We start from the raw sequence: 15873 nt of genomic DNA, 5'->3' as shown, positions 1-15873 counted from the left end.
GCCTGATTACTTCAGGCCAACACTAGCGGAGTTTTAGTTAAATTGAAGCATTGATAGTGAAAGTTGATGTTGATGGGTGATATCACCCACTTCATTTTTCAATCCAATAGCAATACTGGGATCAGCGAGCTGCCAATCAATCTCGATAAATCCATAGTTTACTTGGTTAGTGTACTGTCCTACACGATGCTGATTAGGACTAACGTCCTTCCATTTTTCACTCAATCCTGAGCTAGTCACTTCCCATAAATGATAACCTTTGGCTGTTTCTACTTTAGACACTTCACCCCAATGAGTATCACCACTGATGAAGATCACTCCAGGGATTTTATGTTTGGCGATAAAGTCGAGTAAACGTTGCCTGTCAGCGGGAAAATTTGCCCAAGATTCCCAGCCAGTAAACTCAGGTAATAGTTGTAAACTTGAACCAATAACTTTAATCGCAGATGGCTTAAGGAGTTCTTGCTCGAGCCATTGCCATTGTTTTTCACCTAGCATCGATGCTTGTTTGTCGGGAGAAACCATGTAAGGCCCCATGTTATTGGGAATACGCTTCAATAAATAGTTTACCTTCGATACTTCATGGAGCTTATCTCGGTTCCAACGTAGATCGGGCAAAATTACCTGTACTTGCTGGTTTTTTTCACCATAGAAATAACTGGTATAAATTCCGTCTCTTGTATAGCGAGGTGAATCTTTCGGCTCTTGCCAAAAGTCGAGCATGACTTTTCTCGAAGCCTGTTTTTGCGGGTATTCTTTCCCTGCGTCATTTTCACCATAATCATGATCATCCCAAATGGCGATTAATTCTGCGGTACTTTTTAACTTATTAAATCCTTTGTGATCACCAAGCATCTTGTACTTGTCGGCTAAGACCTTCATGTCTTCAGTATCACCATAAATATTATCACCAAGGAAAATAAAAACATCAGGATCATCAGCAACAATCGCGTCAAAAATAGGCATCGCTTTGTATTCTTTTGCACACGAACCAAAATAAATTTTGTCGACAGCAAGTAATTGAAAAGACGGCATTAATGCGATCATTACCAACAATATATTTTTCATCGTTTATCTACTCCAATAAAGGAGGTAAAGGTTGATACAATCAACCTTTACCCATCACGCGATTAGAAGTTCGCATTAACGGTTAAGCTTGTTGTGCGCGGTGCACCAATAAAGAAGGTCGAACCGTTACCTGTACCCGTCGATAAATAATCTTCATCAAAGATGTTATTTACCACAAGCGCAATATCAACAGAGTTAACACCTGAGCCAGAAAACTCAACGGTATATCCAATATTCATATCCAATACAATATAATCTTCAGCTTCACCGCGTTCTCCTGTGTACTTAGTTGAAGCGCCAAAACGTAAATTACCGTCGTAATAGTTAGCTGATAGTACCCACATATCATCGACAGAATCTATTACTTTTTGGCCGGCCTCAAAGCCTGGTGCATCACCAATATACGTTGAATCATTTTTGGTGAAAGAGCCATATAACTCCCAATTATCCGTTAGCTTATAGGTTGCACTCAGTTCGATACCGTCAGACTCAATGCCACCAACGTTGATGTATGTGCCGTTTGTACCAATCGTGTAATCAATGCCATCGGTATCACTGCCAGGTGCAATAAAAGTAATACGGTCATTAAACTCAATCATATAAGCGGTTGCTTGCAGATTTAAACGTTCACCGAAGTAACGAATACCAAAATCGATATTCTCCGCCGTTTCTGGTTCAATCTCATTCAATGTTGAAGAATCTCGTTCAAGTACACCGTCTTTGATAGCCGAAAAGTTCTCACTATAGCCGGCAAACACCTCTGTGGTTGGACTCAATTCGTATAAAGCACCTGCGCTAAAGAGTACATCTGAATCACTGTTAACATCGGCGTTATTTGCAGATTGATAATGATCGGTTTTCTCTAGGTCAACTAAGTACTGTTGTACACCGAGATTAACGACAAAATCACCTGCTGTGATTGTATCTTGGACATACCACTTAAGCGTGTCTTGATCGAACGTATTATCATACTGTATCCAGTATGGCGTTGAATCAAAATGATGATAAACACTCGCATTAATCACTTTATGCCAATCACGATGTTCATCACGCTCAGAAGTTTCATACCAGACCCCTGCAAGTAAATCATGATTACCGATTGTAGTGTATGCTTTTGCAGTGAAACCCGTACGCTCTTTAGCATAATGGGTATGACGGTATGACATGACAGGAATAGCATCATCAGCATAACACGCTGGGTGCAAACCAGGGCCAGAATTCCATGGCCAAGTATAGTTTGCCGTACAACCATCAGCAGGTGCTAGAGGATTACCATTTTGATCGGTAAAACCGTAGCTTCCAGCAATCGTGCCGCCTTGGTTTGTTGGGTTACCATCAGCATCTACTGCCATCACTAAATATGGTGGAATCCAATCACCTCGGCCCTTGTTTTTATGAAAATACGGTGTGATTTCAATCGTTGTCACATCTGACACAGCGTACTCTGCTTTTAAATACGCTAATGTGTTTTCTCGAAGCGTAGACCAACCCTCTGCGAACATTTGATCAAAATGAGGGATACCTGTCCAATTCCATGTTAACTGGTCCCAGTCAGGTGTTTGATTAAATTGTTCAATGCTAACACTGTTATAATTATCTTCAGTGACATCGTCATAAGATAAGCGACCGGTCAATGTAAGTTGGTCTATTGTCGATACAAACTTCACCTCAGCATGCTGGTTTTTGCTGCCACCATTTGAGCCTTCACCAACCCATCGACTTGTTGTTGTATCTGAGTAACTAACATAAGCAAAGGTGTTATCTAGTATCTCACCTGTTTCATATCTAACAAAGAATCGCTCAGCGTCATGAGAACCTGTGGTATAGGCAAACGTTGTGCTTTGCTCCATATCAGGGGCTTTACTCACAAAATTGAATGTACCACCTAGCGCATCGAGAGACGCTGATGAAATGTCAGAAGTACCCTGAGCCACCTCAACAGTTTCTAAGTTTTCAGTTGCTAGGTAACGATTAGCCTTCGCGCCACCACCATAGTTAGAACCACCATTTGGAATACCATCAACCGTCATACCCAATTGTTGCTGATTTCCGTCGATAGAAAAGCCGCGCATGGTAATTGAAGTTGACCAGTCGTCACCACCAAAAGCATCGCCTTCGTTAATACTGATGCCCGGAAGGTTATCCATAACACCTAAGACACTTGTTACCGGCGCCTGCTGATCAATCATCGTGGTATCGACCGTGTTGTTTGCATAGGACAACTTTTTGGCAATAACCGTAACTTCTTCAATATTCTTATCGTTGTTTGCATTCTCATCAGCAAGTGCTGGCATCGCAAGAGCACTTGTTATTGCAAGACATAGCAAACTCTTATTTTGCTTGTAAAGGCTCATAATTTTCTCACTTTGATGTAGTTATTTTTGAAAACGTTGAGCAGATTAATCAGCAAATGTTACATCTATGTTATTTTTTATTGAACGTTCAATTAATAAAAATTTAACTTGTGTTTACAGACCTATTCCATAACTATTTATTAAAAATATTTAACAAAGGTCACTGGCTGTGGCCAAAAAGCGTTGAGGGTTTAGAAAGTATTATGCCTAAAGTAGGTATGGAAAAAATTAGAAAGCAACAATTGATTGAAGCGACGTTAGAGTCTGTTGAAAAGCATGGCTTACAAGGCACAACTATCTCCAGTATTAGCAAACTTGCTGGCGTATCTACGGGTATTATTAGCCACTATTTTGGTGGTAAAGGTGGTTTGATAAAAGGCACGACTATTTATCTTTTGGAGCAATTAAGACAAGATTTTTTAGCACAATTCAGCACCCAAAAGCCAACAGCGATAGAGCGGATAAATTATATCATCAATGCTAATTTCAGCACTGCACAGAGTTCAAATCGAGCAGCCATTTCTTGGTTAAGTTTTTGGGTATTATCCATGCACAGCGATGAATTAAGTCAATTGCAAAAAGTTAATCACGCAAGATTAGCGAGTAATTTACGTTTCGCTTTCAAAACACTCGTCAAAAGAGAATATGTTGATCACTGCACAAGTATTTTAGCGGCTCAAATTGACGGCCAATGGCTGCGTTGTGCATTATCACACAGCGATGAAGTGATGTTTGCCACTGCTGCAAATGAATGCAAGGCGCTTGCGCAACAGTTAATTGTGCAATATAAAAAAACTGACATCTAACGCAGGTAAACTCATCAAAAACATAAACTTTTGACAAGATGAGTACAATTATTGGCGTAGGGGTGATCATTATATTGATACTAGGTTTAGTATTAATGTATGCCTTTCGAAATCAAAGATTAACAGGTGAAGAGCCTTCAGCGTTAAGTGCGTTAGTCGCGATCTTATTTACATCTGGGCTTGATGGCGGTTTTATCCTACTACCACTCATTGAATATCAACAATACACCCAAGATCAGAGCTATCATTTTACTAATCCACTATCGATAGAAATGGGCTTTTGGGGAATTACCGCTTGGGCAATGTATTTTGTTTCTACCCTTTACTTCCTGACGTTAGAGCCAAAGCTAAAGCTCTTTGAAATTACGTGGGTCAAGCGATTAAGTGCTTGTGTCGTCATTGCGACCTGTGCATTTACGCTATCGCTTTTTATCGATTTAATGCCATTCTATTTACCAGAGAGCGTTAAAAACGGTACATGGGAACTCACGATATTAATTTCTCTCGTCATTGTCTGTTCATTAATGATGAGTATAAGAACCAAATTAATGACCATGCTCAGTAAAGTGAGTGTGATCGCCTTTAGTTTACTGTGTCTCTATCTTGCTTGGTTGAGTAATTTTGGTTTTGCTGAATTGGTTGCAAGTAGTGTGCTATCAACAGACTACGTACTTAATGCGCATCGCTTCATTCTGCCATTTAATAATTATCATGAATTCTATTTGGCATGGTGGATGACATGGTCAATTATGCTTGGTCAGTTCGTTGCCAAATTTGTGAGAAACATTAAGCCCTTAGCACTATTTTTTATCATGACAATATTACCCTTGGTACCAAGTTTTCTTTGGTTTTCTGTGCTTTATCACATATATGAATCAGGCTTTGGCTTAGATAGAGGAACTCAGTTGGTAATGTTGGTGCTTGGCTGTGCTTTTGTCGTCAATTCAATTGATTTTATGGTCGCAAACTACAGTCAAACCTTTAGCCTAACCATTGAAAAGCAGGGTAAATTCAAATTCGTTGCTATAAATACGGGGTTACTTCTAGGATTAACTTACTTGTTTCAAACTGAGTGGATGTATGTTCAAACAGCAGCTTGTCTTGTCGTACTTATTTTAATTCTACTGATGGTGAAAGTATTCGCTTTTGAAAGTGGTACCTATCAAATAAAAAAGGCTAGGGGATAACCTAGCCTTATTTCTGAAATGTAATGTTTACTTTTTCGTTGGTCGAGACCAAGACGTGATATTTCGCTGCTTACCACGCGCTACTGCTAACGCTTTATCTTCAACTTCTTTTACGATGACTGAACCAGCACCAGTCGTTGCGTAATCACCAATAGTAACTGGTGCAACAAGCGATGCATTAGAGCCAATGAATGCATGCTCACCAATGATGGTTTTAGACTTATTGACGCCATCATAGTTACAGGTAATTGTGCCAGCACCGATATTAGCTTTTGCACCAACTTCAGCATCACCAAGATAGGTTAGATGGCCTGCTTTAGCACCTTCTCCTAATACTGACTTCTTCATTTCAACAAAGTTACCGATATGTGCATCACGCTTTAATTCAGAGCCTGGGCGAATACGAGCGAAAGGACCAGCAGACGCTAATTCACCGATAATCGCATCTTCAACAATCGTATTTGGCTTAATTTCAGCACCAGCACCGATAGTACAGTTCTTTAAGATACAGTTAGCACCAATTTTGACGTTATCGGCAATTTCAACACGCCCTTCAAAGATACAATTAATATCAATCACAACTTCTTGGCCGACGGTCACTTCACCACGAATATCAATGCGGTTTGGATCACGTAAGCTAGCACCTGCAATCATCAGCTCTTCAGCCTGACGCAATTGGTATGCGCGCTCTAATTGAGCAAGTTGAACACGATTATTGGCACCTTCCACTTCAATTTCACTGTCAGGGTGTGCGGTTTCAATCACTTTACCCTCATGATGACAAGCAGCAATAATGTCTGTTAAGTAGTATTCACCTTGTGCATTATCATTTGATAAGTTACTTAACCAACGTTTTAAATCACCACCGTTAGCAAGCAAAATACCAGTATTACACTCGTTAATTGCCAGTTGCTCAGGTGACGCATCTTTTTGTTCAACAATACCGATCACCGTATTATTGTCTCTAATAATACGACCATAGCCCGTCGGGTTTGCTAATTTAACAGTCAATAGTGCCATCCCGTTATCAGGTTTAGCTGCGATTAACTTTTCTAACGTAGACACTTTCGTTAATGGAACATCACCATAGAGTACTAAAACATCTTCATCGTCTTTTAAGTGAGGAGAGGCCATATCGACGGCATGCCCCGTACCAAGTTGCTCAGCTTGTTCGACAAAGGTTAAGTCATCACCCTGAATTTGTGCCTTTAGCACGTCACCACCGAAGCCGTACACAAGATATATATTTTCAGCATTAACTTGGCGTGCTGCATCAATAACATGACCAACCATTGGCTTATGCGCAACAGGGTGCAGAACTTTAGGTAAACTTGAACGCATTCGCGTGCCTTTGCCGGCCGCTAAAATAACAACTGATAAACTCATTACTATTCCATTAATTATATTTATTAACGATATTGTATCGAGTTTTGGCGTGGATTGCCTATGAATTTTGAGTTAAATTTTACGCAAAAAAAAACGAGCCTACACATCGTGAAGACTCGTTTATTATTCACTAAAACTAGTGTTTGATATAGCTTTTAGACTTTTTTCTTAGCCGCTTGGATTACACGTAATTGTGCAACCGCGCGCGCTAATTCAGAAGCAGCCTCTGCGTAATCTACATCGCCACCTTGATTATTCAAGTGCTCTTCAGCACGGCGTTTAGCTTCTTCAGCTTCTTGTTCATCTAAGTCTGCAACACGTGTTGCTACGTCAGCTAACACAGTTACATTGTTTGGTTGAACTTCTAACATGCCGCCAGATAAGTAAAGAACTTCCTCTTCACCACCTTTCTTGACAATGCGAGCCATACCAGGTTTTAGTGAGGTCAGCAAAGGTGCGTGACCAGGCATTACACCTAACTCACCTTCGCTACCAGTGATCTGTAATGACTCAATGCTACCAGAGAATAACTCTTCTTCAGCACTTACTACATTCAGATTTACAGTCATTGCTGCCATTGTGACCTCCTAATTGCTCCGAAAAGCTAAATTACATTGATTTAGCTTTTTCAACAGCTTCTTCGATTGAACCAACCATGTAGAACGCTTGCTCTGGTAAGTCATCGTATTCGCCAGCAAGGATACCTTTAAAGCCACTGATAGTGTCTTTAAGAGATACGTACTTACCTGGAGAACCAGTGAATACTTCAGCAACGAAGAATGGTTGTGATAAGAAACGTTGAATCTTACGAGCACGGTCTACTGTACGCTTATCTTCTTCAGATAATTCGTCCATACCTAAGATAGCAATGATATCTTTAAGCTCTTTGTAACGTTGTAACGTTGTTTGAACGCCACGTGCTACGTCATAGTGCTCGTTACCAACTACTAATGGATCTAATTGACGTGATGAAGAGTCAAGTGGATCGATAGCAGGGTAGATACCTTGTGCTGCGATATCACGGCTAAGTACAACTGTCGCATCTAAGTGAGCGAAGGTAGTTGCAGGGCTAGGGTCAGTTAAGTCATCCGCAGGTACGTATACCGCTTGGATTGAAGTAATTGAACCAGTCTTAGTTGATGTAATACGCTCTTGAAGGATACCCATCTCTTCTGCAAGAGTTGGTTGGTAACCTACCGCTGAAGGCATACGGCCTAATAGTGCAGATACCTCAGTACCAGCAAGTGTGTAACGGTAAATGTTATCAACGAAGAAAAGTACGTCACGACCTTCGTCACGGAACTTCTCAGCCATTGTTAAGCCAGTCATCGCAACACGTAAACGGTTACCCGGTGGCTCATTCATTTGACCGTATACAAGCGATACTTTATCAAGTACGTTTGAATCGTTCATTTCATGGTAGAAATCGTTACCCTCACGAGTACGCTCACCAACACCTGCGAATACTGAGTAACCGCTGTGCTCGATTGCGATGTTACGGATAAGTTCCATCATGTTTACGGTTTTACCAACACCAGCACCACCGAATAAACCAACTTTACCACCCTTAGCGAATGGACATACTAAGTCGATTACCTTGATACCAGTTTCTAACAATTCGTTAGCCGCTGATTGATCTTCATATGAAGGAGCTTCACGGTGGATAGACCATTTTTCTTCTTCACCGATTGGGCCAGCTTCATCAATTGGCTCACCCAATACGTTCATAATACGACCCAAAGTTGCAGTACCAACTGGAACTTGGATGTTATTACCTGTATTTACTACGTTCAGACCACGACGCAAACCGTCAGATGAACCCATAGCGATTGAGCGTACTACGCCACCGCCTAATTGCTGTTGTACTTCTAGTACTAAGCCTGAAAGGTCACCTTCAGTTACATTTAATGCGTCATATACCTGAGGTACAGCATCTTGTGGGAATTCTACATCCACAACTGCGCCAATGATTTGGACGACTTTACCTGTACTCATGTTTAATCCTCTAATCTTTTGCTCTTTAAAAGAACCTGTTGCCTTAAACCGCTGCCGCGCCCGCACAAATCTCACTTAATTCTTGCGTGATACTTGCTTGACGTGCTTTGTTGTATACCAATTGTAATTCGTCGATTAAATCACCTGCATTGTCGGTTGCTGCTTTCATTGCAACCATACGAGCTGCTTGCTCACATGCTAGGTTTTCAACCACGCCTTGGTACACTTGAGATTCGATATAACGAACTAATAACTGATCAAGTAATACTTGAGCATCTGGTTCGTATACATAATCCCAGCGATGTTTAATTGCGTCATCATCTGACTTCGGCAAAGGTAAAAGTTGATCGATTCTCGGCTCTTGCGTCATCGTATTTACAAACTTGTTGTAAACGACAAACAGCCTATCAATTTCGCCATTATCATAGGCATCCAGCATCACCTTAACACTACCGATAAGGTCTGTTACTGAAGGACTATCTCCTAAACCAGAAACTTGTGAAACGACGTTTGAACCCATGTTGTTAAAAAATGCTGTAGCTTTTGCACCAACAACACCAAAATCAACTTGAGCTCCTTGCGCTTGCCATTTAGCAGCATCCGCAAGTACTTGTTTAAACATATTAATGTTTAAACCGCCACACAAACCACGGTCTGTAGAGATGACGATATAGCCTACGCGCTTAGCTTCACGTTCTTCCAAGTAAGGATGACGATATTCTAAGTTACCAAGCGCGATGTGACCGATCACATTTCGCATATTTTCAGCGTATGGACGAGAGGCAGCCATTCCTTCTTGCGCTTTGCGCATTTTAGAGGCTGCAACCATTTCCATCGCGCTGGTGATCTTCTGTGTATTTTGTACACTTCCAATCTTCGATTTTATCTCTTTAGCGCCGGACATGACTATTCTCTCCGAAAAGGTTAACTAATTACCAAGTTTGCGTAGCTTTGAAAGTTTCAATAGCTTTTGCTAAACCTGCTTCGATATCAGCGTTGTAATCACCCTTTTCGTTGATTTTAGCCATCAACTCAGCTTGTTCATTATTAACGTATGATAATAATGCAGCTTCGAAGTCTACAACTTTATCGATTGCGATATCGTTTAAGTAGCCTTTTTCAGCAGCGAATAATGAAACAGCTGTTTCAGCAACAGATAACGGGCTGAATTGCTTTTGCTTCATCAATTCAGTTACACGTTGACCGTGCTCTAACTGTGCACGTGTTGCGTCATCAAGGTCAGATGCGAATTGAGCGAATGCCGCTAATTCAGCGTACTGAGCCAATGCTAAACGGATACCACCACCAAGTTTCTTGATGATTTTCGTTTGTGCAGCACCACCAACACGAGATACCGAGATACCTGCGTTAACCGCTGGACGAATACCTGAGTTGAATAAATCAGACTCTAGGAAGATTTGACCATCGGTAATTGAAATTACGTTAGTTGGTACGAATGCAGAAACGTCACCCGCTTGTGTTTCGATAATCGGTAACGCAGTTAATGAACCAGTTTGGCCTTTAACTTCACCGTTAGTGAAACGCTCTACGTAGTCTTCGTTTACACGAGCAGCACGCTCTAGTAGACGTGAGTGAAGGTAGAAAACGTCACCTGGGTATGCTTCACGACCTGGTGGACGACGTAAAAGTAATGAGATTTGACGGTAAGCAACAGCTTGCTTAGATAAATCATCATATACGATTAACGCATCTTCACCGCGATCACGGAAGTATTCACCCATTGTACAACCAGAGTATGGTGCTAAGTATTGAAGTGCAGCAGCTTCTGATGCAGACGCAACAACAACGATAGTGTTTTCTAATGCGCCGTGCTCTTCTAAGCTACGTACTACGTTAGCAACAGTTGATGCTTTTTGACCAACAGCTACGTAGATTGACTTAATACCAGTGTTTTTCTGGTTAATGATTGCATCTAATGCGATCGCAGATTTACCAACCTGACGGTCACCGATGATAAGCTCACGCTGACCACGACCGATTGGAATCATTGAGTCGATTGATTTGATACCAGTTTGTACTGGCTCATCAACAGACTTACGATCGATAACACCTGGTGCTACAACTTCAACAGGAGCAAAGCCATCGTTGTCGATTGGACCTTTACCGTCGATTGGCTCACCAAGAGTGTTTACTACGCGGCCTAATAAGCCACGACCTACTGGTACTTCTAAAATACGGCCAGTACCTTTAACTTTTACGCCTTCGGCAAGGTCAGCGTAAGGACCCATAACTACCGCACCTACCGAATCACGGTCAAGGTTTAACGCGATAGCGTAACGATTGCCTGGAAGTTCGATCATCTCACCTTGCATTACATCAGCAAGACCGTGGATGCGAATGATACCGTCAGTTACTGAAACGATAGTACCTTCATTACGAGCTTCACTAACTACGTCAAACTGTTCAATACGTTTTTTGATCAGTTCAGCGATTTCAGTGGAATTCAGTTGCATGCTCTGTTCCCCAGTTAAGATTGTATCGTTGATGCTAAACGGTTCAATTTACCTCTAACTGAACCATCAATTACCATGTCACCAGCCTTGATAACAAGACCTGACACAACGTTAGTATCAACCACACAATTGAGCTTTACTTTACGAGCCAAACGCTTTTCAAGCGCGGCGCTTAATGTAGTTTGTTGTTCTGCTGATAATTCAACAGCAGAGGTTACATCCACAGTGACTTCTTTCTCAAATTCAGCTTTTAATTCGCTAAATTGAGTAACCACCTGTGGTAGCACCAACAGACGTTCGTTTTCGGCTAAAACTTTAATAAAGTTTTGACCATTGCTGTCTAGCTGTTCGCCACAAACGTTGATGAACAAGTCTGTTGCTTGTTCTACCGATACACCACCTGAAAGGTAAGTTTGCATCGTTTCGTTTTGCGATACTTCAGCAGCAAACACTAGCATTTCTAGCCAGCTATCTACTGCCTTTGCTTCTACAGCATAATCGAACGCTGCTTTAGCATAAGGACGAGCAACTGTTGTCAATTCAGACATAGTGCTTTACCCCTTAAAGCTCAGCGACAAGTTTATCTAAGATGTCGCTGTGCTCAGCGGCATCAATTGAACGCTCAAGAATTTTCTCGGCACCAGCTACAGCAAGAACAGCTACTTGTTGACGTAACTCTTCTTTCGCGCGGTTGCGTTCAGACTCAATTTCTGCATGACCAGAAGCGATGATTTTCTCACGCTCTGCTTGTGCTTTTTCAGAAGCTTCGTCAATTAATTGAGCTTCACGCTTTTTAGCTGCTTCGATAATCTCAGCTGCTTGCGCTTTTGCTTCTTTTAATTGAGCAGTCGCTTTACCTTGAGCTAATTCAAGCTCTTTGGCTGCACGGTCAGAAGCCGCAAGACCATCAGCAATAGTTTTCTGACGTTCTTCAATAGCTGCCATTAATGGCGGCCATACGTACTTCATACAGAATAATACAAATACGACAAATGCGATTAATTCACCGATTAAGGTAACGTTAATGTTCATTTGTGTACCTCCTATAATTTATTCGCGAAATGAAAAATAGCTAGTTGATTAAGCTAATGCGAATAACATGTATAAGCCGATACCTACACCGATCATAGCGATCGCATCGATAAGACCAGCTACGATGAACATTTTTACTTGTAATTGTGGTGCAAGTTCAGGTTGACGAGCAGCTGATTCTAAGAATTTGCCACCTAATAAACCAAAACCAATCGCAGTACCTAAAGCACCAAGACCGATTAGTAATGCAACAGCGATATATAACATATTTATCTCCGATTATTTTAAAGTAAGTTATAAAGTTAAAAATTAATAAATTCTTGTTGGACATCCTGTCCTAAACCCTTCGGGTTCTTTGACCATATTTGTTCTATAAAAAACAAATATGGCCGCCTAACTCTATCCCGAAGAGTTAGTGATCTTCGTGCGCCAAGCTTAAGTACACGATAGTTAACATCATGAAAATGAAAGCTTGAAGCGGAATAACTAATAAATGGAACGCAGCCCATAAAAAGTGCACTGGTAATTGGAATAAACCAATTGTTGCAATCAAGATGAAGATTAGCTCACCAGCGTAAAGGTTACCGAATAAACGTAATGCTAATGAAACTGGACGTGCAATTAACGTTACAGATTCTAAGATAAAGTTTACTGGGATAAATGCCCAATGGCCGAATGGTTGCATCGTTAACTCTTTAGCGAAGCCACCGAAACCTTTAACCTTGATTGAGTAGTAAATAATTAAGAAGAATACACCGATAGAAAGTGCGAACGTCATGTTCATATCAGTAGTAGGTACTGACTTGATGTAAACATCGTGTGGATCCATACCCATAAAGGTAGAACCAATCCAACCAGCAATTGTTGGAATTAAATCAACTGGAACCCAGTCCATCGCGTTCATTAATAAAACCCACATGAAAATCGTTAATGATAACGGGGCAATTAATGGGTTTTTGCCGTGGAATGTTTCTTTAACACTCGTATCGACAAATTCGACAATCATTTCAACTGCACATTGAAGTTTGCCTGGAACACCAGTCGTTGCTTTTTTAGCGACTGAACGGAAAGTTAGTAAGAATATCAAACCTAACGCAAGAGACCATAATAATGTGTCGATGTGTAGAGTCCAGAAGCCGGCATCAGCACAAGCTTTGTTAAAAGCTACGCTACCGTCAACGGTACACATTTTCGCATTGGTCAAATGGTGTTTGATATAAGAGCCAGTATCTGCTGCCATCTTTTATCCCAATTATTGTTGATTAATAGTAAAACCGTTTGCGACCGCCTGCACAAAAGGAGCAAACATCGCTAAAAAATACGTTATGAAAAAAGCAGGCAGTTGTAAGTTCTCGATAAACTTAAAACACAATGCAAACAACACTGCCGATAATACTAATTTCAATTTCACGCCGCTGTTGAAGGCATCAACTACCTTTCTAGCAGCATTTGCCCCTGCGTACTGAAACGCTTTGTAGGCAAATAACATGTTTGGGATAAGCGCTACAATTCCGCCTAACGCGGCTGATTGAGCATGAGAAAAGCCAAACATAAAAAAAGTCACTATTGTTGATAACACTATAATAATCAGTGTTATTTTTAACTGCCTTATGGCAATTTTTCGGCCCTTTTGAGCTAGCTTGTTCATAACTGATTATCAACTAGTAAAAACTTCGTAGTGACTACCTATTTTTTAAGAAAAAATTAATCTTAAAAAAAGTCAGCGCAAGTATACTGGTTTACGCTTTTTTTGCAACAAAATAGGGCATTTCATTTTCGCAAAAAGGGGCGTTAAACGCCCCTTTTTAAAACAAATATTCACTATAAATATGAATAGCTATAAAACCTGCATATTTATTCGCTAAAATGACCCGAAACGAGAAACAATTGAATCGAGCTCGGCAAGATCAGCATACGAAATAACAAGTTTTCCTTTACCTTTTTTATTGTGATTTATAGTCACTTGAGAACCGAGTTTTTCCGTCAGGTTTTGCTCCAATGACTGTGTATCTGGGTCTTTTACCTTTTCAACCTTAGGTTGCTCAGGCGTTAACACCTTTTTAATTAGCGCTTCTGTTTCACGTACTGTTAGCTCTTTTGCGACAACAGTTCTAGCAGTGTTTGTTTGAATATCATCTTCTAATGCTAATAAGGCGCGAGCATGGCCCATTTCTAAATCGCCGTGCTCCAACAAGGTTTTTACTTCTTCATTTAAGTTGTTCAAACGTAGGAGGTTTGAAACCGTTGTACGAGATTTACCAACTGCATCTGCTACTTCTTGGTGCGTTAATTCAAACTCAGTCAATAAACGTTCCAAAGCTATCGCTTCTTCCATAGCATTTAGATCTTCACGTTGAATATTCTCAATTAACGCGATTGCTACTGCAGCTTCATCTTGCACGTTTTTAATTAAACACGGGATTTCATCGAGTTGTGCAAGTTGTGCAGCACGCCAGCGGCGTTCACCCGCAATAATTTCAAACTTATCATTATCAACAGCCCTTACGACGACAGGCTGAATGACACCTTGTGCTTTAATTGAATCAGATAATTCTTCTAAAGCATCAGGCGACATATCTTTACGCGGTTGATATTTACCCGGTTGAAGCTGTTCTATAGGTAATGTTCTTAACTGACCATCTGCGATGACATCAGCTTCTGGGTTTGAGTCCGAAGATTTTGCTTGTGGAGTAGGAGCATTGGTAAGTAAGGCATCAAGACCTCGGCCTAAGCCTCTTCTTTTTGACGGACTCATAGTTTTCCTTGATAAATTAACTAGCTTTAGATTTTGCGGACGCTGATTTTACATCATTTCTTTTCAAAATTTCACCTGCTAATGCTAAATAAGCTTTAGCACCGGTTGATGACTTATCGTAGTACATCGCTGGTGCACCAAAACTAGGTGCTTCAGCTAGACGAACATTACGTGGAATCACCGTACGATAAACTTTATCACCAAAATGACGCTTTAATTGCTCTGAAACATCGTTTGCTAATCGATTACGAGGATCGTACATGGTACGTAAGATCCCTTCGATATGAAGATCATTATTTACCACTGATTGTAGTTTTGAAATGGTATCCATTAGGGCAGTTAAACCTTCAAGGGCATAATATTCACACTGCATTGGTACCAAAACAGAATCAGCCGCAGCCATCGCATTAACGGTTAACATGTTGAGTGAAGGAGGGCAGTCAATGATGATAAAATCATACTGGTTTCGCGCTTCAGCTAACGCATTTTTGAGACGCAATTCACGGGCGTAAAATTCCATGAGTTTAATTTCAGCCGCCGTAACATCGGTATTTGCTGCAATTAAGTCATACACACCTGCAGTATTTTTAACTACGACTTCTTCGATTGGGTTTTCTTCAATGAGCAATTCGTAACAAGTCGCATGAACTTCATATTTATCAACACCACTCCCCATTGTCGCATTGCCTTGAGGATCTAAATCGATCAACAACACTTTACGTTTTGTTGCGGCAAGTGATGCAGCTAAATTAACCGATGTAGTGGTTTTTCCAACGCCACCTTTTTGGTTGGCAACTGCGATAATTTTTCCCACAA

At 40.8% G+C, this 15873-nt stretch carries 16 protein-coding genes; 2 read left to right on the top strand and 14 right to left on the bottom strand.

The features are described from left to right. Nucleotides 1-33 precede the first annotated feature (33 nt). Both QQK05_RS11600 and QQK05_RS11595 read right to left on the bottom strand, forming a co-directional pair. Nucleotides 34-1068, bottom strand: a complete 1035-nt coding sequence (locus QQK05_RS11600) for an alkaline phosphatase D family protein (protein WP_284298752.1) — start codon at nt 1066-1068, stop codon at nt 34-36. Between the two features lie 62 nt (nt 1069-1130). Continuing rightward, a complete protein-coding gene (locus QQK05_RS11595) occupies nt 1131-3422 on the bottom strand; it encodes a TonB-dependent receptor domain-containing protein (RefSeq protein ID WP_284298749.1) in 2292 nt (763 codons plus the stop codon). A gap of 203 nt (nt 3423-3625) precedes the next feature. On the opposite strand from QQK05_RS11595, the gene betI reads away from it, so the two are divergent. Beyond that, nucleotides 3626-4228: a transcriptional regulator BetI gene (gene betI, locus QQK05_RS11590; protein ID WP_284298747.1), complete on the top strand. Its 603-nt coding sequence runs from the start codon at nt 3626-3628 to the stop codon at nt 4226-4228. Nucleotides 4229-4266: 38 nt separating this feature from the next. Further along, nucleotides 4267-5415, top strand: a complete 1149-nt coding sequence (locus QQK05_RS11585; protein ID WP_284298745.1) for a hypothetical protein — start codon at nt 4267-4269, stop codon at nt 5413-5415. A 27-nt stretch (nt 5416-5442) separates the two neighbouring features. Here the strand turns inward: QQK05_RS11585 and glmU are convergent, their stop codons facing one another. From glmU to QQK05_RS11525, 12 genes are all read right to left on the bottom strand, one after another. Next, the gene (glmU, locus tag QQK05_RS11580) at nt 5443-6801 is read right to left on the bottom strand and encodes a bifunctional UDP-N-acetylglucosamine diphosphorylase/glucosamine-1-phosphate N-acetyltransferase GlmU (protein WP_284298743.1); all 1359 of its coding nucleotides are present in this window, start codon (nt 6799-6801) and stop codon (nt 5443-5445) included. Between the two features lie 155 nt (nt 6802-6956). Next, on the bottom strand, nt 6957-7379 hold the full coding sequence (locus QQK05_RS11575; protein WP_284298741.1) for a F0F1 ATP synthase subunit epsilon: 423 nt from the start codon (nt 7377-7379) through the stop codon (nt 6957-6959). 31 nt (nt 7380-7410) lie between these two features. Then, nucleotides 7411-8796: a F0F1 ATP synthase subunit beta gene (gene atpD, locus QQK05_RS11570; protein WP_284298739.1), complete on the bottom strand. Its 1386-nt coding sequence runs from the start codon at nt 8794-8796 to the stop codon at nt 7411-7413. Between the two features lie 43 nt (nt 8797-8839). After that, nucleotides 8840-9700, bottom strand: a complete 861-nt coding sequence (gene atpG / locus QQK05_RS11565; RefSeq protein ID WP_284298737.1) for a F0F1 ATP synthase subunit gamma — start codon at nt 9698-9700, stop codon at nt 8840-8842. A 28-nt stretch (nt 9701-9728) separates the two neighbouring features. Beyond that, on the bottom strand, nt 9729-11270 hold the full coding sequence (gene atpA, locus QQK05_RS11560; protein WP_284298735.1) for a F0F1 ATP synthase subunit alpha: 1542 nt from the start codon (nt 11268-11270) through the stop codon (nt 9729-9731). 14 nt (nt 11271-11284) lie between these two features. After that, on the bottom strand, nt 11285-11818 hold the full coding sequence (gene atpH / locus QQK05_RS11555; protein WP_284298733.1) for a F0F1 ATP synthase subunit delta: 534 nt from the start codon (nt 11816-11818) through the stop codon (nt 11285-11287). Between the two features lie 13 nt (nt 11819-11831). After that, entirely contained in the window at nt 11832-12302 is a 471-nt protein-coding gene (atpF, locus tag QQK05_RS11550; protein ID WP_284298731.1) for a F0F1 ATP synthase subunit B, read from the bottom strand. A 48-nt stretch (nt 12303-12350) separates the two neighbouring features. Continuing rightward, nucleotides 12351-12569 carry a F0F1 ATP synthase subunit C gene (gene atpE, locus QQK05_RS11545; protein WP_116002224.1) on the bottom strand — a complete coding sequence of 73 codons (219 nt, stop codon included), beginning with the start codon at nt 12567-12569 and terminating at the stop codon, nt 12351-12353. A gap of 145 nt (nt 12570-12714) precedes the next feature. Continuing rightward, nucleotides 12715-13542 (bottom strand): F0F1 ATP synthase subunit A, encoded by an 828-nt coding sequence (atpB, locus tag QQK05_RS11540; RefSeq protein ID WP_284298730.1) that lies wholly within the window; start codon nt 13540-13542, stop codon nt 12715-12717. Between the two features lie 12 nt (nt 13543-13554). Then, nucleotides 13555-13950 (bottom strand): ATP synthase subunit I, encoded by a 396-nt coding sequence (locus QQK05_RS11535; protein ID WP_284298728.1) that lies wholly within the window; start codon nt 13948-13950, stop codon nt 13555-13557. A 213-nt stretch (nt 13951-14163) separates the two neighbouring features. Beyond that, complete coding sequence (locus tag QQK05_RS11530; protein WP_284298726.1) at nt 14164-15057, bottom strand: ParB/RepB/Spo0J family partition protein; 894 nt, start codon at nt 15055-15057, stop codon at nt 14164-14166. Between the two features lie 16 nt (nt 15058-15073). Then, nucleotides 15074-15871 carry a ParA family protein gene (locus tag QQK05_RS11525; RefSeq protein WP_284298724.1) on the bottom strand — a complete coding sequence of 266 codons (798 nt, stop codon included), beginning with the start codon at nt 15869-15871 and terminating at the stop codon, nt 15074-15076. Nucleotides 15872-15873: the final 2 nt, after the last annotated feature.

It is taken from the genome of Thalassotalea loyana (assembly GCF_030161435.1).
GTDB lineage: Bacteria > Pseudomonadota > Gammaproteobacteria > Enterobacterales > Alteromonadaceae > Thalassotalea_G > Thalassotalea_G loyana.
This window is presented reverse-complemented; position numbering and strand designations above follow the sequence as displayed.